Below are 21167 nucleotides of genomic sequence, written 5' to 3' on the forward strand. Positions count from 1 at the left end.
TTTTTTCTTCTCCTTTATGATTGTGAAATCACTTTCATCATACAAAAATAGGGATGAAATTGCAAGAATTTACAAGTCTTCATTCTCTTCACTGGAATAAATCACTTCAAAGAGACGTTGACGCAAACCTTCCTCTAAAGGCGTAATGACCTTCATCAACTGTTTCCAATTCTTGGCTGTTGAACAAGCCGCAAATAATTCATTCTTTCTATCGTAGGCCAGGTTGGCAGATTTCAAGAGCTCAAACATCCGATCTTCTTTTGCAGTAGGACGCGATTGCAGCTCACCCATCGCAATCTCCTGACTGTGATTGTCCACTAAGATAGGGGCTGTCTCAAAGGTATGGAGGAAGAACCGGTGCTGTCTCTTTTCAGGAAGCAGCGTTCGATCACCTGTTAAATCCAACCTAATCTTTCTTTCATCCCAATTGACAGTTAGGCGGGTTTCAACCCTGTTATCTCCTTCTCCTTCAAGGAGCACGAAGGAACGATTGTCACCTGGGAAAAGATGCCAGTCCAGCATTTCTGGGAGCTCTACCCCTGTCTGCGGGTGTGCATCCATAGGGATGACGGCTCCTGCACGCGCAAAGACCGGAATATCCTGGCTAGCTCTAAAGACTGTAAGCTTGCCTTTTCCTTCGTACTTCCAATCATGGAAGAAATCATACCAAACTCCGTCTGGGAACCAAACACTCACAGAAGCACTATGATAGACAGGATCCAGAGCCTCTGAAATTGGGGCCACCATGAGTTCACTACCAAAGAAATATTGATTTTTACCCTCATAAGCATCTTCTTCGTTTGGATAGTGGTAATAGAGGGGCTGAACCAAAGGCAGTCCTTGTTCATGCGTCGCCACATTCATGGTGTAAAGATAAGGTAGTAAGCTGTGACGCAGGCGTAAATATCGCTTCATCCAGCGACAGGTCTCAGACGAGTAAAACCACGGTTCCTTGCTGTTAAAAGCATTACAAGAACTATGGAGACGATTGATCGGGCTAAAGACCCCAAATTGCAACCAGCGAAGAGCCAAGTCTTCATCATAGTAACCCCGCATATGGCCACCAATATCGTGACTCCACCACGTATAACCGATATTTGAAGCTGTGCTGGTAAAATAGGGTTGAAAGGCTAGGGATTCCCAAGTCACAATGGTATCCCCTGAAAAACCGATCGGATACCGGTGGCTGCCAGGACCTCCATAACGCGATAAAATAAGACCAGCTTGACCTGTACGACAATTGTCTAGATAATGATAATGATTTAACAACCAAAGGGGATCCATCTTGCCATGACTTCCCTGTTGCCAATCAATCCACCAAAAGTCGACTCCTTGATCTTCCAAGGGATGATGGACATCTTCGAAATAAGCTTCGCGAAAGGCTGGACTGTAAAAGTCAAAGCTAGCCGCTTCTTCTTTTTCCGCATCTAATCCCAAGCGTTTTGCGACCATGGGGTAAGCATCCTCGAAGGCACGAATGCCATCTGCTGGATGGACATTTAAGGTCACCTTTAAACCACGCTCATGAAGACCATGTAAGAAGGCAGCTGGATCAGGAATCAAGTCCCGGTTCCAACTATAGCCCGTCCAACCACTTCCAAAGCGAGCAGGAATCGCTGTCTTGTGCCAGTCCATATCGATCACACTGACAGCCAAAGGCACCCCTTCAGCCTTGAAACGATCCATTAAATCTGTGTACTCCTGACTGGTATAAGGCCAATACCGACTCCACCAGTTTCCCAGAGCATAACGTGGCAAGAGAGGGGGTTGTCCCGTCAGATGGTAAAAATCTTTCAAGGCCCCTAGATAATCGCGCCCATAACCGAAGAAATACAGATCCACTTCTGGACATGGCCGTGCTCTAAATCCGCTTTCGACATCATACAAGTAGGAGCTGGAATCGTCTAAAAGAGCATAACCGGCCTTGCTCAAGATCCCATCTTCCAACTCCATAGCTCCATCGACCTCGTCAAGCGTCCGACTGGTCCCTTTCAAGGTCTCAGGCTGATCACCATAGTGCCACCGGCTACCATAGACTGCATACTGACCCTTGAGCTCGATAAAAAGCCGATCCGGTGTAAAAGGTCCCTTTTCAAAATGAAGGTGGAGATGCTCCGTATGCAGATCGAGGACCTCTTCTGTCTCTACGACCTCACAGGCAACAGGTCCAAAATCACGATTTTGCACAACTTGCGTCTGACCATCTTCAAAAACACCACCCTCTGAATATTCCAAGCGCACCAAAGATTCCGTTAATACGGAGATTCGGTAGTTCTCTCCCTGTATCACTGATCCTGCCATTTGTCTTTCCTCCTCTTTTTATGGAGCATCTGACTGCCCGCTTTTTATCTGCTTCACCTCACCGTGTAAGCGTTTACGATTTTACTATAGCACTCAAAAAAAGGCCTGTCAACACCTGACAGAACCTTTCCTAAAATATTATAAGATCAACTTCCCCAATGGATCAAGAGATACATGAGACTCGATCCAAACATATCTGCCAAGACATGCACGAGGAAAAATGGCAAGAGATTCTTGACGACCTTGAGGACGGACGTTAGGTGAAATTATCCAGTGGATGATTTCAGCAATTCAGGAAGTTCCATGACTAAATTAAGATACAGAGGGCATCTGCGGAGTAAAAATTAAAAATCATATTTCTGCAGAATCATTTCACCTATTTTAGTTAAAAAATAGGTTATCAACATTCTGAGGCTGGGACAAAAGTCCTAGCCTCTTAATTGTTTTTGTACTGTTGAGCAAGACGCAGTGGTTGAGTGGGCTCTACTACGCTGATTTCATCAGCTTTTACAGCCCTACTCAACTATGCGGAGGTGGGACGACGAAATCGAATTCTAACGAATTCCCGATTTCTGTCCCACTCTCTCTCAGTTTGTTTCCTCTAAGAGGTCTTGGATTCTATCCAGATACTGGTTGTCTGTCACCGCCATCACGCGCACCCCTTCTGGCCAGATAAAGTCGGGACCAATCTGACTTCGCAAAGGCTGGTCTTCCGCATCTCGATAGCCAATAATATTGAGTTGAAATTGGTCTCTGATTTCCAAGTCTCGGATGCTTTTTCCTACCCAGCTAGCTGGAACCGTAAACTCGACCACCACCACTGCTTCATCCAACTGGAAAACTTCAATCCCATGTTGGAAGAGGATCATCTTAGCTAGAGACATGCCCGCTTCTACCTCTGGTAGGATGACCAAATCAGCCCCAATCCTCTCAAGGACTTCCTTGGTCACTTCATTTTTAACCTTGGCAATGACGTGCTCGACTCCAAGGGCCTTACAGTGCATGACCGCCAGCACACTGGACTCCAGGTTTTCACCCGTCGCGATCACGACTGTGTCACAGGTACCGATATCAGCCGCATCCAAGAGGTCCATTTCTGTAATGTCTCCAACAATTCCAGTCGTAATCATGGATTCATATTGGTTGATCACATCTGCGTGATCGTCAATTGCAATAATATCCACATCCTGATCCTGTAAGGTTTTCAGGACACTCTGTCCAAAAATTCCCAATCCTAAAATTCCAATGGTTCGATTCGCCATGAGTTTCTCCTATCCGATAATGATGTCTGCCTTGGCATACTGCAAGGTATCTGCTTTCTTAGCTTGGTAATTGTTCAAACTGACCATAAGGGTCAAAGGACCAATCCGTCCGATAAACATGAGGACCATAATAATGGCTAGTCCCGCCCCATTTAAGGTCGAGGTCACATTGGCTGTCACGCCTACTGTCGCTAGAGCGGATACCACCTCAAAGACCAAATAAATAAAGCGTTGGCCATCCGGCGTCACCAAACAGATTCCTAATAGACCCACTAAGAAGGTCAACTGGAAAATCACCGCCGTCCCAAAGGAACGTTGAACAATGTCTGGTGAAATGGTACGTTTTCCTAAATTGGTATGTGGCAAGCCGAGCAACTCTTTGCGCGCTAAGAGAATCAGCACCAAGAAGGTGGTGATCTTCATCCCTCCTGCTGTCCCGCCTGGTGCTCCTCCTAGGAACATCTGTAAGAGATAGATAAAGAGCGTCACTGGCCGGACTGCTGTATAATCTAGGGAAGCAAAACCAGCCGTCCGCATACTGACAGTTTGGAAGAAGCTGACCAAGATCTTCTCTCCTAATGGAAGGGACCCAATCGTTGCTGGATTATTAAACTCGGTCAAAAGACTAGTCACTGTCCCCAAGAGAAGGATCGCCGCTGTTAACCAGAGAACCACCTTGGTATGGAAGCGAAGAGTTCGCCGTCCCGATTGATTACGGGCCTTGGTGGCTAGGTCAAACCAAACCATGAAGCCCAAGCCCCCAGTAATAATAAGGGCAGACAAGGTCAGATTGACCAACCAATCGGTCTGGAAGCTCATCATGCTATCGCCTCCAAAATTATCAAAGCCCGCATTACAAAAGGCCGAGACCGCAACAAAGATGGAGTTAAAGATCCCATGGCCCCAGCCAAAGCGAGGGATAAAGCGGGTCATGAGGAGCAAGGCCCCAACCCCTTCGATGGTAAAGGTCGTAATAAAGATGGAGCGGACAAAACGGGCTAAGCTCTGGTTATTGCTAAAACTAAAACTGTCCCGAATGGTCTGCCGGTCCTTGTAACTAAGTTTTTGGCGACCTTCCATAAAGAAGAGACCGATAAAGGTCAAGATCCCTAGGCCTCCGATCTGGATCAAGAGCATACAGATCAATTGTCCCAAACCATTATAGGTCGAAGCCACCGACTGGGTAAAGAGCCCCGTCACACAGACCATGGAGACCGCTGTAAAGAGGTGGTCGATATAGCCTGCTTTTGAGCTCGCTTGCTGGACAAAAGGCAGACTCAGTAAGAGCGAGCCCATCAAGATAACTAAGGCAAAACTAAGAAAGATCCGCCTTGCTGGAGACAGGCCTTTAATTTTGGCCTGCCATTGTTTAAAAAATAATTTGACTAACATAGCTTCATTGTATCATAAAAAGTGAAAAGACCTACAAGTGATGAACCATCTCTAGGCACAATTCTAGGGCCTTCTCAAAAGCTTCAGCCCCCCAGTCACGCTGGTCATAATTTTCCAGGTCTGCAAGAGAATCTGCGGTAAATAGGAGCAAGCCCCAAACTGCATCACGAAGCTGAGCGACTGCTGCAAGTGAGGCACACTCCATCTCCACAACACGACACCCTTCTTCAATGCGATAGGCCACCTTGTCAGGTGTTTCTCTATAAAAGCCATCCGTCGACCAGGTCATGACCTCTTGATAAGGAATGGCCTGCTGTTTTAGAACTGTTTCAATGGCGGTCAGTGCACGACTGTCCACTTCGATATAACGAGAAGGCGCTACATAATGGTAACTAGCTCCCTCATCTCGCAAGGCCTTGGTCGGGATCAAAAAGGCATTTTCTTCTATATCTACCAAGACGCCACAGCTACCCGAGGAAATGATCTTCTTCACCCCATAGCCAATCAACCAATCCATGAATTGGGCAGCAGCTGCAGATCCAACTGGCGCTTGTGCCAAGCAGACTTCCTCCCCTTGGTGCTTCAGAACATAGACTGGATAAGCCTTGGTAGCTGAGACAAAGGTAGCCACTTGCTCAGCTCCAACAGTTTTGGCAAAGCGGTCAATCTCATCCTCTAAGAAAGCATAAACGCATTTTTCAGGCAGGTGCAGGTCTAACCCCTCATGGGTCGGCATAATGACTGCCTGCGGGTTGTCATCAAACTCTAAAATAGGAATTTCATGTTTTTGGATCATCCCTTCTCCTTTTTAATGGGTATTTCTTTGATGACACGGGCTGGGTTTCCTGCAAGAACTACATTATCTCCAAAGGATTTGGTCACGACTGCCCCAGCGCCAGCGACCACATTATCACCCAGCGTGACACCAGGAAGGATGGTGACCCCTCCTCCTGCCCAGAAATTGTCCCCTATCGTAATCGGAGCTCCGTACTCAAGACCCGAGTTGCGCTCATCTGGATCCAGCGGGTGTAAGGGGGTCAAAAATTGGCAATTGGGACCAATCATGGCATTCTTTCCAATCGTAATGGGACAAATATCCAACATGGTCAAATTGTAATTGGCATAGAAATGCTCTCCCAAATGGATGTTGACGCCGTAATCCACAAGAACCTGACGATTGAGATAGAGGTTGTCACCAGTAGAGCCAAACCACTCTTTGATGATGGTGGCCCCTTTTTTAGGGCCTACTTCTTGGTTAAAGGCTTCTTGTTTCTCCCGAGAAGCTTTGGCCAAAGCCCGTAATTCAGGGTCCGCAGGTCTATAATAGTCACCTGCAATCATTTTTTCATATTCACTGGCCATAAGGAAACCTCCACGTTATTTTGACATATTATAGCAGAATTCCCCCCTTAAAACAAACATCAGGAATAAGATTTTCTAAGAAAGAGATCACAAACACTTAAATACACTTAAGAAAACTTGCATCTGCTTGCAAAATGATGTACAATAAAGGCAAGAACAGCAATAAGGAGCGAATTCATGTACCAGGAACAACGGCTTGAAAAAATCCTAGAACTTTTAGAAGAGCGAAAACAGCTATCCGCTAAAGAAATGGTCGATTATTTCAAGGTCTCAAAAGATACTATCCGCAGAGACTTTGCCCTTCTGAGCCAACGCCAGCTAGTCCGTAGGACCCATGGTGGGCTTCTCCCCTTAAACAAAGAACCCGGCCCTTCTTACCTAGACCGCAGTCAGAAAGCCAACAAGGAAAAGACTACCATGGCTCAAAAGGCCCTGCAATTGATCCAAGATGGACAAGTGATCTTTCTCGACGTTTCCACCTCGATGACCCTGCTTGCTGGCATGCTGAATAAGGAAGTCACGGTCTATTCGCATTCCCTTGACAATGCCATCCAGCTCAGTAGCCATTCCCAGGTTGACGTTCATCTCTTAGGCGGGAAATTCTACCCTAAAAACCGCTTCTACTATGATGCGAATCAAGCACACATACTGGACAATCTTCGCTTTGATCTTGCTTTTTTTGGAGCGAGTAGCTTAGCCAATGGCGAAGTCACCTTTGAGGATGCTGAAGACGTTGCAGTCAAGTCTCTCGTTTTTGAACGGACTCGTACCAAGGTGCTGGTGGCAGAAAGTGCCAAGTTCCACCAACATGCTAACTACTATCTCGCTCGTCTCCAGCAATTTGACTATTGGATTACTGATCAAAAACCAAGCCCTGACATCCTTAAACAAATCGGCAGTGAAACCACTATTCTCTATTAGGAGGTCCTCATTATGTCTCACATTCGTCTCATCATCAGCGACATCGATGGTACCATCTTAAATGATCACCATCAGATCGATCCACAGTTGGCAGCATTGATCCCGGATTTAAAACGCGAAACCATTCCTTTCGTACTGGCCTCTGCTCGCTCTCCAAAAGGGATGGCTCCCATTGCCAGAGAACTCGGTATAGAAGAGTGCCCCATGGCTTGCTACAATGGTGCCTTGATCCAAAAGGGAGAGCAGGTGCTTTTCGAGCATCCTTTGGACAAGACGGAAGCCCGGAACTTTATCGACTGGGCCAACCAACACTTTCCTCAGGTTTCGATCAACCTCTATAGTGGAAAAGACTGGATGACCGACCGCCTTGACCAATGGAGTCAAGAGGAGGCCCGGATTACAGGAGAAAAACCTCTCATTCTTCCCCTATTGGATCCTTTGCTGGATGCGACAAAGCCCCTCCACAAATTGCTCTTAATTGGAGAGCCAGAAGAGATCCAAGCTCTCTATCGCACTATTTCTGCCGACGACTTCCCTTCTACCGCCTTTTATCTCTCCAAAGCCAACTACCTAGAAGTCACAGCTAAGAACGTTTCCAAAGAAGATGCTCTGGTTGAGCTCGCCAAGCACTACCACTTGAGCTTAGAAGAAGTCCTCACCATGGGAGACAACTTCAACGACCTCCCTATGCTCAAAAAAGCAGGCATCGGGGTCGCTATGGGCAACGCTCCACAAGAAGTGAAAGAGGAAGCGACTGTCGTGACAAAGACCAACAATGAAAACGGGGCTGGGCAAGCGGTTGAAACCTATGTGTTGATTTAGAAACATAAATAAAGTGACTAGCTAGTATTTTTTACGGATAAAAAATATAGTAGAAATAGCGATAAAGTAAGGATTCCTGCGAATTAGTAGGAATCCTTTTTTCTATTACAGCATTTGTATATTTAAATTATTTTATGAATATTTTCCTCAATCGGTTCTTTATCAATAACTAGGGATAAAAGAAAACCAAAAACCCTTGATTATTATACCGTTGACAAGTTTTTCAAAAACCTGTATGATAGAAAAAAGTTTATTAAAAAGGGGACGTATTTTGAAAAAATATACTATTTCACGTAAACAAACTTTAACTTTAGCTTCCGTTGTTTTAGGAACTGTCTTCACAGGAACGACTATTGCTTCTGCTGATGACGTTGCACCTAGCACAACCCAAGCTGCTCCTGCAGCCACTACAGCAGCAAAATCACCTATCACGGCTGCAACAGAAGAAATCAACGCCAAAGCCAATACACCAGTTGTTCCTGCTGATAAAGCAAAAACTGGGGATATCATCGCTGTGGACGTCAAAAAAACTGGCCCATCTGCTAAAACAGACGGCGCAGACACAATCACTACTTCAACAGCAACTATCAAAACCACTAGCTTAGCAGATCAAGACACACCTGTTGGCACTTCAAAACCAGTGTCATCTACCAAGACAGCTACATCAACTAAGGAAACAGCTGACTACACTGAGACAACTACAGAAACAGTTAATAAAACAACTCTAGTCGAAGTGACAAAAGAAGCAGATGTCGTCAACAAAAAAGAAGTCCAAGGAACATCAGATATCGTCTTTGTCATTGATAAATCAAGTTCGATGGATTCTCACATCAAGGATACGATGAAGAATATCGAGACCTTTGTTCGTAATCTTTCTGCTAAAAATATTCAAGCTCGTTTAGGGTTGGTTGAATATGAAGACTCAAAACAACAAAAATACCACGATTTTAATGGATCAAAATTCACAAGTGATCCAGAAAGCTTCATTTCTGCTCTGAAAACTATCAAAATCTGGGGTGGTTTTGAAGATGCAACTGTTCCATTGCACCACATCGCTACTTCAAAAGACTACGACTGGGGATCTGGTGCAAACAACCATCGCTTTGCTTTCCTCATCACAGACGAAGACATTGATCTTACACCATATACACCAACCAAAGAAGCGACACTGAAGGCTCTTCAAGATGCTGGTATCTCTTTGACAGTGGTTGGTGAAACACGTGATAAAAAAGACTTTGATCCATTGGTCAATGGAACAAATGGTCTTTACCTAGATATCCGCAAAAATTTTGGTGACTTGTTGAACGTTCAATTTGCCAATAAAGTGGTTGAAACTGTCCAAAAAGGTCGTGTCTTCAAAGTCCAAACAGACAAGTATGAGTTGATTTCAAAAACCCACCGTGTGGCGAAAGCAAAACCACAAACGCCTAGCATCCAAACACCTGCGAAACCGACTCCGACTCCTCAAAAACCAGCTGTTGTCACTCCTGCAAAACCAACTGTCTTCACACCAGCTAAAAACGAGCCTGTGAAAACCGCAGTCTATATTGCTCCAGCAGCTCTTCCTCAGAAAGAAGCAAGTCTTCCAAATACAGGAAGCAAAAACTCAATTGCTTTGACGACTCTTGGTCTTGGTCTTTTTAGCATGAGTGCTGCCTTTGGACTCTCTCGTAAAACAAAGAAAGACTAACATGAAAAGCCTAATCAGTTGATTGGGCTTTTTAGCTCACTCAAAATTTCCCCTTCGCTATTTTCATTAGAAAGCGGAAATCTTCAACTTCAACCAAGGGATTCTTGTCCTCCGCTATGATATAATGGGGACAGTACAAGGGAGGAAACCTATGTTACAAGAACTAGCCTTTACAGGCCAATGGAGACACTATCAAAAACGCGTCCTCGATAAGAGTGAGGCTTTTATGGTGGATGGCCACCTGCATTTGGTGGCGGCTCCTGGCTCTGGAAAAACAACCCTGGGAATCGAATGTATCCGACGCTTTGGGCAACCAACCCTGATCTTGGCACCTACGGTCACCATTCGTCAACAATGGGTCGACCGGATTATCCAAGCATTCTTAAAAGATGAAAGCCAAGCGGAGCAACTGATCTCTCAGGACCTCAAACATCCTAAGCTGATTACTGTGGCTACCTATCAGGCCCTCCACAGTGCCATGAATCAAGTCGTCGGCCAATCACAAATCGAGGATAGCGATGACCAGGTAGAGATTGAAACTTTTGATTTCAAAGGCTTTGATATCTTTTCTACTTTCAAAGACATCTCACTTGGAACCCTCTGTTTAGATGAGTGTCACCACCTGCGCAATGAATGGTGGAAGAGTTTGGAAGCCTTTCGTCAAGCCTTCCCTGACTTAAAAATGATCTCCCTCACCGCTACCCCGCCTTATGAAGGGGATCCTGCCCTTTGGGATCGCTATATCCGCATGTGTGGGGAGATTGATGAGGAAATTACAGTTCCCGAATTGGTCAAGGAAGAGACCCTTTGTCCCCACCAAGACTATGTCTACTTTGCCTTTCCAACCAAAGAAGAGCAAGAGCAATTAGATGCTTTTAGCCAACAAAAGAATGCTCTTTTGCAGCAATTGACTTCCGATCCCCTCTTTTGCCAATACCTCCAAAACTGCCAAGCCTTATCGGGTCAGATCAGCGATGATGAATTGCTCAATGAGCCCAAGTATCTCTCTGCTACCCTGATCTTTCTTCGAAGCAAGGGAATCGCCTTTCCCAAACGTTTCCAGGATCTTTTAGGAGCTAAAAAACTACCTTCTTTCACTCTGGACTGGCTTGAAATTCTCCTGCAAGGACTGCTCTTTCAGGTTCCCCACTGGTACAATCTACCAGAAGAATACGAAAAGCAACTCCTCCATGAATTAAAAGCAGCTAGCTTAATCGATCGAAAACAAGTCAAACTGGTCCGCAACAAAAAACAAGATCTCCTGCTGAACCAATCCCTCGGAAAACTCAATGCGGTTCGAGAGATTTTCAAGGCGGAATACCAGGCTCTTGGAAGCCAACTGCGCCAACTGGTTTTAACAGACTATATTCGCCAAGACTTTGAAGTTCATCTAGGTGACAAGGACGCCCAATTCACTCAGTTGGGAGTTCTCTCTTATTTTGAATCCATTCGCAGGGAAAGCATAGAGCTAACGACTCCTCCTGCCATCGCTGTCTTAACAGGTAGTATCGTCATCATCCCAACAGTTGCTAAGCCAAGATTAGAAGAGCTTCTAGGAGCGGATCGACTGACTTACCAAAATGTCGGCCAATTATCTCCTGATGATTTTCTCAAGGTTCGCTTGGTAGGTTCGCAACATGACTTGGTGACAACTGTGACCCAGCTCTTTCAAGAGGGACTCATCCAAGTCGTGATTGGAACCAAGTCTCTTCTAGGAGAAGGCTGGGATGCTCCTTGTGTCAACTCCTTGATATTAGCGAGCTTTGTCGGCAGTTTTATGCTCAGCAACCAAATGCGAGGCCGTGCCATTCGAGTGTGGCCCCAAGATCCAGACAAGACCAGTAACATCTGGCATCTGGTCTCCATCAATCTTTCCCTGAAGAAATGGTATGAAAAGTCCGATCTTGAAAAAGAAGAGATTGAAGCCATCACTGATCAGCTGAAACAATATAGTCCTGATCTGGAGCTCTTAGAAAGACGGATGAAACAATTTTTAGGCCTCCACTACAAGGAACCCTTTATCGAATCCGGTATCGAGCGTCTGGCCTTTGACAATATCCGCTATACTAAAAAACAGTTACAGAAACTCAATGAAGAGACCTTAGAGCGCTCTACCCATCGTCAAGAACTACGGGATGGCTGGCAAAAAGCTCTTCCGATTCTGGAGAATATGGAGATAGCAAACGAGGTACAAGTGGATAAACACTTCCTGCCTCTGGCCCTATTTTTTGATGCCAGAAAGCTAGCTCGCTGGCTGACGGCTGCTACTTTGACCGATTCTTTCGCCAACCTTTTTTACTATTCACATAGAGGAGGAGGGAATAAAGCGTCTCTAATTCTTCTATTCGTCCTAGCTGTTCTCGCTCTCCTTGCTTGGCTCCGCTACTATCTCTATAAGAGTCCTTATAAACGGTTAGAAGTCTTCGGCCAGGCTATTCACCAAGCCCTGCTCCTTTCTGGGCAGATTCAGACCCAGGAGACCCGCATCCAAGTGGTCCGAGATAGGAAGGATGCCATCAACACGCTGGTCTATATGAAGGGCGGAACCATGCGAGAGAAAGAACTCTTCTCGCAAACCATGATCGAATTTTTCGCACCGATTGAAAATCAGCGCTATATCTTGAAAACACAAGAAAAAGTATCCGATCAGACAGAATACTTTGCCGTGCCAAGCCTCTTTGACAAACGTAAAGAAGAGGCCCAAGCCTTTGTCGAGCAAATCCGAAAGAGTATAGGTAAGTATGACCTCGTCTATACTCGAAGTACGGAAGGTCGTGCCATTCTCCTAGATGCTCGCATCAAGGCCTTGGCCAACAAACAAGAGCGCACCTTCACCAAGAAACAAGTGATGTCAGATTTGAAATAAGAATTTATTTCACAATAAAAGAAAAGTCTAGTAGATTCATTTCTACTAGACTTTTTCGTTACTCTATCACAATCATGGCCTTAATGGTCTTGCGTTCGTCCATGTCTTTATAGGCTTGATCAATCTCATCCAAGCTGTAGCTATGGGTGAAGACGCGACCTGGATTGATATCGCCATCAAGGACGGCCTTGAGCAAGAACTGCTTGTCATAGGTGGTAACAGAGGCTGCTCCACCTGCCACGGAAATATTTTGGGCAAAGGTCGATCCAAGCGCACGATTATTGTAGTGAGGGACACCGACGAAGCCTAAGCGACCACCATTATGAAGAACCCCAAGGGCTTGGTCGACGGCTGCCGCTGTACCGACACATTCAAGAGCGGCATCCGCTCCTCCACCAAGGATTTCACGAACCTTGTCAATCCCTTCTTCCCCACGATCCGCTACGACGGCTGTAGCACCAAATTCCAGAGCCAATTGTTGACGGTCCTCATGCCGGCTCATGAGGACAATTTGCGATGCTCCCCGCATCTTAGCTGCAATCACAGCACATTGCCCCACGGCTCCGTCCCCAATGACAACCACTTTGTCACCCCGTTTTACATGAGCCACACGCGCTGCATGGTAGCCTGTCGGCATGACATCTGCTAGCGTCAAGAAGGACTTGAGCATGGCTTCTGTATAATCTGATGGTTGCCCAGGAATCTTGACAAGAGCCCAGTTAGCATACTCGAAGCGCATGTACTCTGCTTGAACCCCATCAGACCAGTTGCTGCCGATATGGCGGTCACAGGTCCCATCATAGCCAGCGCGGCAGGCATCACACTCCCCACAGCCATGAGTGAAAGGGGCGATGACAAAGTCTCCCGGTTTCACCGTTGTAATAGCTTCTCCAATTTCTTCAACGATCCCAATAGCTTCGTGCCCACTATTTTGGTGCCCCTCTTCAATATCTGGATTGCGGTAGCTCCATAGATCAGAGCCACAGACACAGGTGCGAACGATGCGGAGAATGACATCATCTGGTGCTTCGATGTGTGGACGCTCCACTTCTACTAGACCCACTTGCCCAGCTTTTGTATAGACTGTTTTTTTCATAGGGACGACCTACTTTCTATTGCTTACTTGACTATAGTATACACTTTTTCATGGGCTTCTGCTCGTACCAACTCTTCATTAATGGTGGTGGTGATCATGTCCATGACTTTGACTGGCTTCCAGCTCTTCGATATTTCGCTTGTGAGCTCGGTGGGTTGCCAAGTCTTCATCCACTTCGATGGTGACATTTTGGAAGCCCCTCTCTTTGAGCAAGTCTCGGATAGACTCTTTACAGACCTCCATATGTTTGACATGCTCCAGACAAACATGAACAATAGCATTTTTCTCTAGTCCATCCATGGTCCAAAGATTAAGCTGATTGATACTAGCGACATTGTCCAACTGCTCTAAATCATTCTTAACTTGCTTGATATCTACCCCTTCTGGCACAGCATCCAGGAAAATCTTGAGCGTGCTCCAAAAACGTGGAATGGCTTTGGACAGAATAAAGAAGGAAATAGCAAGAGACAAGAGGGGATCTAGGATATACCAGTCAGTAAATCGGAGGACAATGGCCATCAGGATGACAGCCAACCAACCTAAGGTATCTTCCAAAAAATGCAGGCTGAGAATGGATTCATTCTTGGTTTGCCCCTTGCGAATGACCAGACTCGCCAGCACATTGACACTGATAGCAATCATTCCCAACCAAAGAAGCCCTTCGTCATTGACGGGCTGAGGGTGGAAAAGCTTGCTTACATTTTCTAAAATCACCATACCAGACCCGGTCATCAGAATGACTGCCGTTACTAAAGCCCCTAATAAGCTAAAACGCTTGTAGCCTAGGGTATAGCGACTATCCTCTTGACGATTGGAGATCGTTTCTAGAAAGGCCGAGAGGCCAATGGCTAGAGCATCCCCCAAGTCATGGACAGAATCAGCGAGAACAGCACTGGAACCAAAGATTCCCCCTGCAATAAACTCAACAATGGCAAAACTCAGATTCAAGAAAAAAGCCAGCCAAACAGCACGTTTTGAACTCATTTTTTTACCTTCCTTTGGTATAATAGTAATAGTATTATCTTCTCACTAGTATTATCTCTAACTCTAAAAAGAAAGGATAGGGGCAAACTGTTTAGGATGTACGTTACTGAACAATTTGTTCAAAGTGTCCATATGACAACACAGGATCGTCGTATTACCAAAACTAGAAAAGCTATCTATCATGCTTTTTTACACTTACTTAACCAAAAAGATTATGAGACCATCACCGTTCAGGAGATTATTGACTTGGCTGATGTGGGACGTTCGACCTTTTACAGTCATTATGAGAGCAAAGAGTTACTACTGGATGAGCTCTGCCAAAAGCTCTTTCACCATTTGTTTGAACGTGCTCAACACCTCTCTCCACAAGACTACCTAGCCCATATCTTTCAGCATTTCAAGAAAAATCAAGACCATGTGACCAGTCTCTTGCTTTCAAAAAACGATTATTTTATCCGGCAGCTACGAAAAGAACTGGAACATGACGTCTATCCAATGGTAGCCGACGAACTGATTCAAGCACACCCCAACATTCCTCACTCCTATCTCAAGCACCTAGTTGTCAGCCACTTTATCGAAACCCTCAGCTGGTGGTTGAAAAAAGGCAAGACTTACACCGAACAAGAAGTGATTCAGTTTTATTTGGAGACACTGAAAGTTGGTTCAAACTAGAAAGAAGTTTTTTTAATGACCCTCACTCAATTTTATTTTCTCTTTCCAGCCTTATTCATGCTTCACGAACTTGAGGAAATCATATGGATGCCCTCCTTTGTCAAAAAACTATCAGCACAGTTTCCAGATATTCGATTCCTTTCTTATTACACTCCTTTTACTTTCAATGCCATTGTCTTGGAGCAGTTTCTGATCCTGCTTCTATCACTTTTTCTTAGCTATCAGTTTAGCAACTATACTATTTACGCAACCATTGTAATTGCTTATATCTACCATATTTTCGGACATCTGATTCAGACAATTGTCCTTCTAAAATATGTTCCTGGCTTGTTAACGGGCATTTTTACGAGTTTATTTTCTCTATTCTGTCTCAAAAATAACGTACCCATCAATCTTTATTGGTACTCTTTTATCACTTTAATCCTTATCATTGTTAATCTTGTGCTTTCATTCATGTTTCTTCATAAGAAGACTCTCAAACTAAGGTAAGTTAAAGTCTTAAGTTCTTAACACTATCACATTACATTTACTTTAATTATCCTAGAAAGAAAACAAATATGCCACTTTATTACATTTTTAACATTATTACAGCCTTCTTAGCCCTTGCTTTTGCTCTTCTTCATTTATTAGTCAGCCTTTCCGAATTAAAAAAGAGCAAGAAGACCCTTGGAATTTACCTACTTTTTCTAGGAAGTAGCCTTGCGACCTTCTCTCTCATCCTCTACTTCCTTTTGCCGATTGTTGCTTTATTCATTTGGCTGATCGGAGTTAGCTTGATTTGCTACGGAGCCTATTGGAATGGCAAGCACAAAGAAAACTTCCATCTAGCCCACCACGTCATTCGATTGGGAATCGCTCTGATTCTTACCATTTTGTTAGCCCTCATCTAAGAAAAACTCAAGTTTTATCAATGAAAACTTGAGTTTTTGTATTTTCTATTTATCAAGCCATCAACACCATGAGTATCGGAATGACCACCATGGTAGCAAGGGTCGTCTCTGTCACCATGACCGCTGCGTAATCACTATCAGCTCCGTAGAGTCTGGCAACGACTGGGGCATTGGTCATCACTGGCATAGCGGACTGGATGATAAAGACTTGCTTCATCAAGCTTGGAAGAGGCGCCCAGTAAACAATGGTCGCCATTAGGAGTGGAGCAACCACGAAGCGTCCTAGTAGAATGAGGAGCTGATCTTTTCCAAGCACCAACTGCTTCACGCCTACATGAGATACCGACAAACCGATGAAAATCATGGATAAGGGGGTTGTTAAATTGCCCAGATACTGCAAATCACTGGCTAGAAATGCAGGGAGCTTTATCTGCAGCATCACCATGACTAGTCCCAAGATGAAGCCCATCAGAGGAGGTGAAAAGACTTTTTTCACACTCGTTTTGAGATCAAACTGAGCTTCTCCCTCACCGTCTCGCTGGATCAAGTAGGTCCCCAAAGTCCAGAAAAAGGTCGTATTACACATGTAATAGATCAAAACATAAGGAATACTATCATCCCCGAAGAGAGCTTGGTTAATGGGGAGTCCCACGAAAATCGTATTGGAGTTAAAGAACATAGAAATAAAGAGGCCACGGCGGTCCTGTCTCACTGCAAAGATCCTGGCTACTGCTGTCGCTATTCCAAGCAAAACAACCATAGACAGGGCAGGAAAACGCAATGCTGGCAACATTTTTAGGAGGTCAGCCGCTGTAAAACGCTGTGTGATGGTGTAGAGCATATAGCAGGGAAGAGCAATTTGAGTGACTAGCTTTGCGATCAAGCCACGTGACTTGTCATCAAACCAGCCTTTCTCACCTATGACAAAGCCCACTAATATCATCCCCAGAATGACCAGGATCCCCGATATGCTCTTAAGAAAGATATCCATGTTCTCTCCTTTTCTTTTTATAAATTTGAACTAGAAAACCCATTATTTTCAAGTCCCAAAAACTACTCTAGTATATCACAAAAAGAGGTGGCGCAAAATGCCCAACCTCTTGTATTTTATTGATTGTTACTAGTAGCCTTTCTTGGCCGCCTTCGTCCATTGGTACCAACCAACCAGACTATTGATCAAGTAAATAAAGTATTTCCCTTGAATTTGAAGGCTTTTTCCCCACCAAAGATAGATGGAGAATACATTAGTAGCCGCCCAGAAAATCCACTGTTCGCGGTAGACAGCCGTCATCAAGAGTTGGCCGACACCATTGGTCGCATCTGTAACGGAATCCCGGAAAGGCCGATTGGCTCCAACTGATTGGTAAATATAGCCAAATACCAGCCACCAAATGGCACTGATCGACAAGTACTTGGTCCAGCCTACCGCATCCAGCTTACGAGTAACAAACTCTTGCTCTTCCTTTTTGAACTGGGCTTGGTAGATCAAAAAGTGTTAAAAATAAGACAGTAACCTCAGAATAGATACTGTCTTATCTCTTTTTTTTACTTAAAGCCTTGATAGACTTGACAAATGGTAGAAAAGAACCGTGAGTTCTTGCCAGAAGCTGAAGTTAATCCTTCAACCTGGAAAACCCGCAGAGGTGACTTTTTCTATACATCTCGATTTTTCTGGCAATAATCATCAACCGATAAATATGTCTGTGAATCACCCAGCGACTCCGCTATGTCCATAATCCGCGGTGGTAGTAATCCCACTCGCTGGACAAGTTCGTGATCGCTGAACAATTCCCGTGGACTGCCGGCGAAGCCAAACTTCCCGTGTTCCATAACATACACCGACTCAAACTCGGCGGCGACCCAATCCATGTCATGGGTGATGGTCACAACTTGGTGGCCCGAATCAGCCAACTGATGGAAAATTGCGGTCAACTTGCGCCGGCTTTCCCAATCAAGCGACATCATCGGCTCATCAAATAAATAAATCGCCGGATCCACTGCCAAAACTGTGGCAACGCTCAACAGCTTGCGTTCCGACAATGACAGGTCATATGGACTTTCAGCTGTTTTATCATCCAAGCCAACTCTTTTTAGAGCCTCTAAAGCCCGCCTCGTAATCGTGTCGTGGTCATCCATGACCTGCGCAACACTCCACTCCACCTCTCGTTGAACGGTCGGGTTGAAAAGCTGATCGTCAGGATTCTGAAAAGTAATCCCAACCTTCAGTAACTTTTCGACTGGTTTAAGATCATTAAAATTTTCTCCATCGATCTTAATCACACCGGTTTGTGGTGTCAGCAAGCCCGTCAACAATTTGAAGAGCGTTGATTTGCCGGCACCATTTTGGCCGACAATCGCCACCATCGGATCGGCGAAGTGTTTGTCTTCAACATCCAAGCTAAAGGACCGTTCCGGATAAGTGAACGTCAGGTGGTTCAGTTCAATTGTGGGCATAACGAACCTCCTTCAGATCAGCGTCATTCACCGGATACCGGCCATCAGCCAAGTGCCAATCCATTTTTTGAGCAAGTTGCTGGATTGTCGGGGCTGGAATCTGCCAGTCAGCTGCCAAATGATTAAACACCTCACCCGGCCTGCCCTGGGCTACCATTTGACCCTCGTGCAGCACCCACACAACGTCGGCGACTTCGCACAAATCGTCAATTTCACTGGTGACAATGAAGACAGTCGTCTCTTTGACTTGGGCCAGCCATTGGAAAAATTGTCGGCGGCCAAGGGGATCCATCTGACTGGTCGGATCATCCATAATCAAAACAGCCGGGTTAGCCGCAATCGCCGTGGCAATTGCCAACCGCTGGATCTGACCACCGGAAAGGCTCTCGGGACGCGAATTCAGCTGTTCAATCAGCCCCATTTGCATGGCAACTTCTTCAACCCGTTTTTGAATCAGTCCTTCAGCCATTCCCTGATTAATCAAGTCAAAGGCGATTTCATCGGCAACCGTTTCTGCCAACCCGCTTAGTTGGCCAGCTGGATTTTGCAGTACAACTCCATTCATGGCATTATAAACGGGCCAATTGTCGGACACTCGCTGGCCAAACATGTGCCAGTCGCCCTCAATCTCAGCAGACACAATTTTGGGAATGACCCCTGCCAGCACACGGCACAAAGTCGATTTGCCGGAGTGGCTATTCCCGATAATCCCAACCACCTGGCCGGTATGAACCTCCGCGTTAATCTGACGCAGTTGCGGTTGCTCAGTACCCGGATAACGGGTGGTCAAATTTTCAATTACAATCCGTTTATTTTCGTCCATATCTTCCACCCAATCAATAAAATTGCCAATCCAGTCAGACCAATGTGCAGCGTCCGCGACAGGCGATACACGCGCTGGGAGGTTCTGACAGTCCGGTTGGGATTATCAAAACCTCTCAGTTGGAGAGAAATCGACCGCGCCATCGATTGATCCAAGGTCTTAATCACCAATGGAATTAGAACCGGCAGGACTGACTTTAATTTCTGAATCAACGTTTTTTGCGGATTGGTTCCGCGAACTTTTTGTGCCTGCTGGATTTTCCGCATATTGCGCATCATTTCCGGCAAAATATAACACACCGACATCAGAACGTAGACGGTTTTATAAGACAATCCGGACAGTTCCAAATAGGCCGCGTTTTCTGAAATACTCGTGGTCACCATAAAAAAGCCACTGGTCAAAATAATCACCAATACTCGACAACCCAGAGTGGTGGCGTAAATCAGGCCTTCTTTGTAGAACGACACCCCAAGCACAGAAAACAGCACAGTTTGATTCCGACTGTAAAATAACCCTTGGATGATCAGCATGGTGCAAATCAGAAACAGACTGAATCCCAGCGCCTTAAAGATGGTAGAACTCAATTTGGAAAATAACAATAGCAGTGTCGCGACAAGAATTAATCCGGCCTGAAGCAATAAATTCATACTGGCAAAGCTCAACAACGTCATGTCCAAGATGAACAAGAGCTTAGTAATCGGATCGATCACCTGGTACCACTTGAGCTTGACCCGTGGCGCTCCAGAAATCAATGTTTGATCAGTCATCATTTATCACCGCTAAAGAAGTGCACCATCCGCTTCGGCAGCTGACGATAGATGAAGAATGCCAGGTAGGCCACGCAGACTTTATCCAAAATATCCAAGACAAACTCATCGGTAAATGAGGCCAGCCACACTGGTGCATGATTGGCGACCATTACCGCAAACAATGAGTCACCCCAAGCGATACCGGTCTGACCACCCCAAAAGATGACGTTGAGTGGCGTTGAAATGACAGCTGAAACGATGGCAATAATAATAGCAGAAACAAATACTCGTCGCGCTGACGAGAACCACCCATTGGCGTGCAAAACTCCGACAGCAATCCCAATTCCGATGCTGGTAATCGCATACACGGTTGAAATTGGCGATAAGGTCAGCCCATAGATCACGTTGTTGATGAAACCACTGATGGCACCGGCAACCGGCCCAGCCAACATGCTGGCAAGAAAGGTTCCCAAAGACCCCAGCCAAACGGGCAACTTTAACCCCTCTGCCAAGGCTTTAGCAACATAGTTAATCCCCACGGCAGCGGGAATCAAAGTCATGGTGGCAGCACTTAACTTAAATTTCCAAATACTGGTACGATGAATCGGTTCTGTTTTCATAATCTTCTCCTTTTGTTTTTAAAGAGCCGTGTCTGTTTAGACTTTCGGACGCAACGCTCTATAGATTTTTATGCTTGAACTGCCATCATTTTAGCAGAATCACCTTAGTCGACATCAGGGATTTTCTTGAAAATGATTGTTCAACAGTTCACAACTAATCATACGCCTATTTCATCAGAAGTCAAGAATTTTCTGAAGTTTTCTTGAAAACGTTCGGGAATTGAAAAATAGAGCGAGCGCCCATGAGAACGATCGCTAAACAA

At 45.3% G+C, this 21167-nt stretch carries 19 protein-coding genes and 2 pseudogenes; 7 read left to right on the forward strand and 14 right to left on the reverse strand.

Annotation, left to right across the window (positions count from 1 at the left end):
• Window positions 1-69 precede the first annotated feature (69 nt).
• From I2F76_RS06920 to I2F76_RS06940, 6 genes and pseudogenes are all read right to left on the reverse strand, one after another.
• Entirely contained in the window at window positions 70-2301 is a 2232-nt protein-coding gene (locus I2F76_RS06920; protein ID WP_195326704.1) for a glycoside hydrolase family 31 protein, read from the reverse strand.
• 146 nt (window positions 2302-2447) lie between these two features.
• A pseudogene (locus tag I2F76_RS10570) lies at window positions 2448-2543 on the reverse strand (CPBP family intramembrane glutamate endopeptidase); the annotation flags it as partial.
• A gap of 345 nt (window positions 2544-2888) precedes the next feature.
• Window positions 2889-3563, reverse strand: a complete 675-nt coding sequence (locus tag I2F76_RS06925; protein ID WP_009731618.1) for a potassium channel family protein — start codon at window positions 3561-3563, stop codon at window positions 2889-2891.
• A gap of 9 nt (window positions 3564-3572) precedes the next feature.
• Window positions 3573-4955, reverse strand: a complete 1383-nt coding sequence (locus I2F76_RS06930; protein WP_195487517.1) for a TrkH family potassium uptake protein — start codon at window positions 4953-4955, stop codon at window positions 3573-3575.
• A gap of 31 nt (window positions 4956-4986) precedes the next feature.
• Window positions 4987-5751 carry a nucleoside phosphorylase gene (locus tag I2F76_RS06935; protein ID WP_195487518.1) on the reverse strand — a complete coding sequence of 255 codons (765 nt, stop codon included), beginning with the start codon at window positions 5749-5751 and terminating at the stop codon, window positions 4987-4989.
• Entirely contained in the window at window positions 5748-6317 is a 570-nt protein-coding gene (locus tag I2F76_RS06940; protein ID WP_195487519.1) for a sugar O-acetyltransferase, read from the reverse strand. The genes I2F76_RS06935 and I2F76_RS06940 overlap by 4 nt, the downstream gene beginning before the upstream one ends.
• Window positions 6318-6494: 177 nt before the next feature.
• Between I2F76_RS06940 and I2F76_RS06945 the strand changes: the two genes are divergently transcribed.
• From I2F76_RS06945 to I2F76_RS06960, 4 genes are all read left to right on the forward strand, one after another.
• Window positions 6495-7238: a DeoR/GlpR family DNA-binding transcription regulator gene (locus I2F76_RS06945; RefSeq protein WP_070505261.1), complete on the forward strand. Its 744-nt coding sequence runs from the start codon at window positions 6495-6497 to the stop codon at window positions 7236-7238.
• A gap of 12 nt (window positions 7239-7250) precedes the next feature.
• Window positions 7251-8060 (forward strand): Cof-type HAD-IIB family hydrolase, encoded by an 810-nt coding sequence (locus I2F76_RS06950; protein ID WP_195487520.1) that lies wholly within the window; start codon window positions 7251-7253, stop codon window positions 8058-8060.
• A gap of 271 nt (window positions 8061-8331) precedes the next feature.
• The gene (locus I2F76_RS06955; RefSeq protein WP_229289721.1) at window positions 8332-9750 is read left to right on the forward strand and encodes a VWA domain-containing protein; all 1419 of its coding nucleotides are present in this window, start codon (window positions 8332-8334) and stop codon (window positions 9748-9750) included.
• A 151-nt stretch (window positions 9751-9901) separates the two neighbouring features.
• Window positions 9902-12616 (forward strand): DEAD/DEAH box helicase family protein, encoded by a 2715-nt coding sequence (locus tag I2F76_RS06960; RefSeq protein ID WP_195487522.1) that lies wholly within the window; start codon window positions 9902-9904, stop codon window positions 12614-12616.
• 58 nt (window positions 12617-12674) lie between these two features.
• Here the strand turns inward: I2F76_RS06960 and I2F76_RS06965 are convergent, their stop codons facing one another.
• Window positions 12675-13712 (reverse strand): zinc-binding dehydrogenase, encoded by a 1038-nt coding sequence (locus I2F76_RS06965; protein WP_195487523.1) that lies wholly within the window; start codon window positions 13710-13712, stop codon window positions 12675-12677.
• A gap of 78 nt (window positions 13713-13790) precedes the next feature.
• Window positions 13791-14696 (reverse strand): cation diffusion facilitator family transporter, encoded by a 906-nt coding sequence (locus tag I2F76_RS06970; RefSeq protein WP_195487524.1) that lies wholly within the window; start codon window positions 14694-14696, stop codon window positions 13791-13793.
• 132 nt (window positions 14697-14828) lie between these two features.
• Between I2F76_RS06970 and I2F76_RS06975 the strand changes: the two genes are divergently transcribed.
• From I2F76_RS06975 to I2F76_RS06985, 3 genes are all read left to right on the forward strand, one after another.
• Window positions 14829-15368 carry a TetR/AcrR family transcriptional regulator gene (locus I2F76_RS06975; protein WP_229042334.1) on the forward strand — a complete coding sequence of 180 codons (540 nt, stop codon included), beginning with the start codon at window positions 14829-14831 and terminating at the stop codon, window positions 15366-15368.
• 15 nt (window positions 15369-15383) lie between these two features.
• Entirely contained in the window at window positions 15384-15857 is a 474-nt protein-coding gene (locus I2F76_RS06980; RefSeq protein ID WP_195326694.1) for an HXXEE domain-containing protein, read from the forward strand.
• A gap of 68 nt (window positions 15858-15925) precedes the next feature.
• The gene (locus tag I2F76_RS06985; RefSeq protein WP_195326693.1) at window positions 15926-16258 is read left to right on the forward strand and encodes a glucuronide permease; all 333 of its coding nucleotides are present in this window, start codon (window positions 15926-15928) and stop codon (window positions 16256-16258) included.
• 52 nt (window positions 16259-16310) lie between these two features.
• Here the strand turns inward: I2F76_RS06985 and I2F76_RS06990 are convergent, their stop codons facing one another.
• The 6 genes and pseudogenes from I2F76_RS06990 to I2F76_RS07015 all read right to left on the reverse strand — a co-directional run bounded on the left by I2F76_RS06990 (window position 16311) and on the right by I2F76_RS07015 (window position 20904).
• A complete protein-coding gene (locus tag I2F76_RS06990; protein WP_195326692.1) occupies window positions 16311-17249 on the reverse strand; it encodes an AEC family transporter in 939 nt (312 codons plus the stop codon).
• Between the two features lie 129 nt (window positions 17250-17378).
• Window positions 17379-17744, reverse strand: a pseudogene (gene pnuC, locus I2F76_RS06995) (nicotinamide riboside transporter PnuC); the annotation flags it as partial.
• A gap of 167 nt (window positions 17745-17911) precedes the next feature.
• On the reverse strand, window positions 17912-18712 hold the full coding sequence (locus tag I2F76_RS07000; RefSeq protein ID WP_195326691.1) for an energy-coupling factor ABC transporter ATP-binding protein: 801 nt from the start codon (window positions 18710-18712) through the stop codon (window positions 17912-17914).
• Window positions 18699-19535, reverse strand: a complete 837-nt coding sequence (locus I2F76_RS07005; RefSeq protein WP_195487525.1) for an ABC transporter ATP-binding protein — start codon at window positions 19533-19535, stop codon at window positions 18699-18701. Before I2F76_RS07005 ends, I2F76_RS07000 begins: the two co-directional genes overlap by 14 nt.
• The gene (locus tag I2F76_RS07010) at window positions 19511-20302 is read right to left on the reverse strand and encodes an energy-coupling factor transporter transmembrane component T (RefSeq protein WP_171963570.1); all 792 of its coding nucleotides are present in this window, start codon (window positions 20300-20302) and stop codon (window positions 19511-19513) included. The genes I2F76_RS07005 and I2F76_RS07010 overlap by 25 nt, the downstream gene beginning before the upstream one ends.
• Entirely contained in the window at window positions 20302-20904 is a 603-nt protein-coding gene (locus I2F76_RS07015; protein WP_195487526.1) for an ECF transporter S component, read from the reverse strand. Before I2F76_RS07015 ends, I2F76_RS07010 begins: the two co-directional genes overlap by 1 nt.
• Window positions 20905-21167: the final 263 nt, after the last annotated feature.

Origin of the sequence: Streptococcus parasanguinis (genome assembly GCF_015557775.1) — a bacterium.
Taxonomy (GTDB): domain Bacteria; phylum Bacillota; class Bacilli; order Lactobacillales; family Streptococcaceae; genus Streptococcus; species Streptococcus parasanguinis_AA.

Coding starts and splice junctions, on each gene's coding strand:
- I2F76_RS06975 (WP_229042334.1), top strand. CDS start 14,829: ATGACAACACAGGATCGTCGTATTACCAAAACTAGAAAAGCTATCTAT.
- I2F76_RS06990 (WP_195326692.1), bottom strand. CDS start 17,249: ATGGATATCTTTCTTAAGAGCATATCGGGGATCCTGGTCATTCTGGGG.
- I2F76_RS06980 (WP_195326694.1), top strand. CDS start 15,384: ATGACCCTCACTCAATTTTATTTTCTCTTTCCAGCCTTATTCATGCTT.
- I2F76_RS07000 (WP_195326691.1), bottom strand. CDS start 18,712: ATGCCCACAATTGAACTGAACCACCTGACGTTCACTTATCCGGAACGG.
- I2F76_RS06935 (WP_195487518.1), bottom strand. CDS start 5,751: ATGATCCAAAAACATGAAATTCCTATTTTAGAGTTTGATGACAACCCG.
- I2F76_RS06950 (WP_195487520.1), top strand. CDS start 7,251: ATGTCTCACATTCGTCTCATCATCAGCGACATCGATGGTACCATCTTA.
- I2F76_RS06985 (WP_195326693.1), top strand. CDS start 15,926: ATGCCACTTTATTACATTTTTAACATTATTACAGCCTTCTTAGCCCTT.
- I2F76_RS07005 (WP_195487525.1), bottom strand. CDS start 19,535: ATGGACGAAAATAAACGGATTGTAATTGAAAATTTGACCACCCGTTAT.
- I2F76_RS06925 (WP_009731618.1), bottom strand. CDS start 3,563: ATGGCGAATCGAACCATTGGAATTTTAGGATTGGGAATTTTTGGACAG.
- I2F76_RS06930 (WP_195487517.1), bottom strand. CDS start 4,955: ATGTTAGTCAAATTATTTTTTAAACAATGGCAGGCCAAAATTAAAGGC.
- I2F76_RS07015 (WP_195487526.1), bottom strand. CDS start 20,904: ATGAAAACAGAACCGATTCATCGTACCAGTATTTGGAAATTTAAGTTA.
- I2F76_RS06940 (WP_195487519.1), bottom strand. CDS start 6,317: ATGGCCAGTGAATATGAAAAAATGATTGCAGGTGACTATTATAGACCT.
- I2F76_RS06965 (WP_195487523.1), bottom strand. CDS start 13,712: ATGAAAAAAACAGTCTATACAAAAGCTGGGCAAGTGGGTCTAGTAGAA.
- I2F76_RS06970 (WP_195487524.1), bottom strand. CDS start 14,696: ATGAGTTCAAAACGTGCTGTTTGGCTGGCTTTTTTCTTGAATCTGAGT.
- I2F76_RS06960 (WP_195487522.1), top strand. CDS start 9,902: ATGTTACAAGAACTAGCCTTTACAGGCCAATGGAGACACTATCAAAAA.
- I2F76_RS07010 (WP_171963570.1), bottom strand. CDS start 20,302: ATGACTGATCAAACATTGATTTCTGGAGCGCCACGGGTCAAGCTCAAG.
- I2F76_RS06920 (WP_195326704.1), bottom strand. CDS start 2,301: ATGGCAGGATCAGTGATACAGGGAGAGAACTACCGAATCTCCGTATTA.
- I2F76_RS06945 (WP_070505261.1), top strand. CDS start 6,495: ATGTACCAGGAACAACGGCTTGAAAAAATCCTAGAACTTTTAGAAGAG.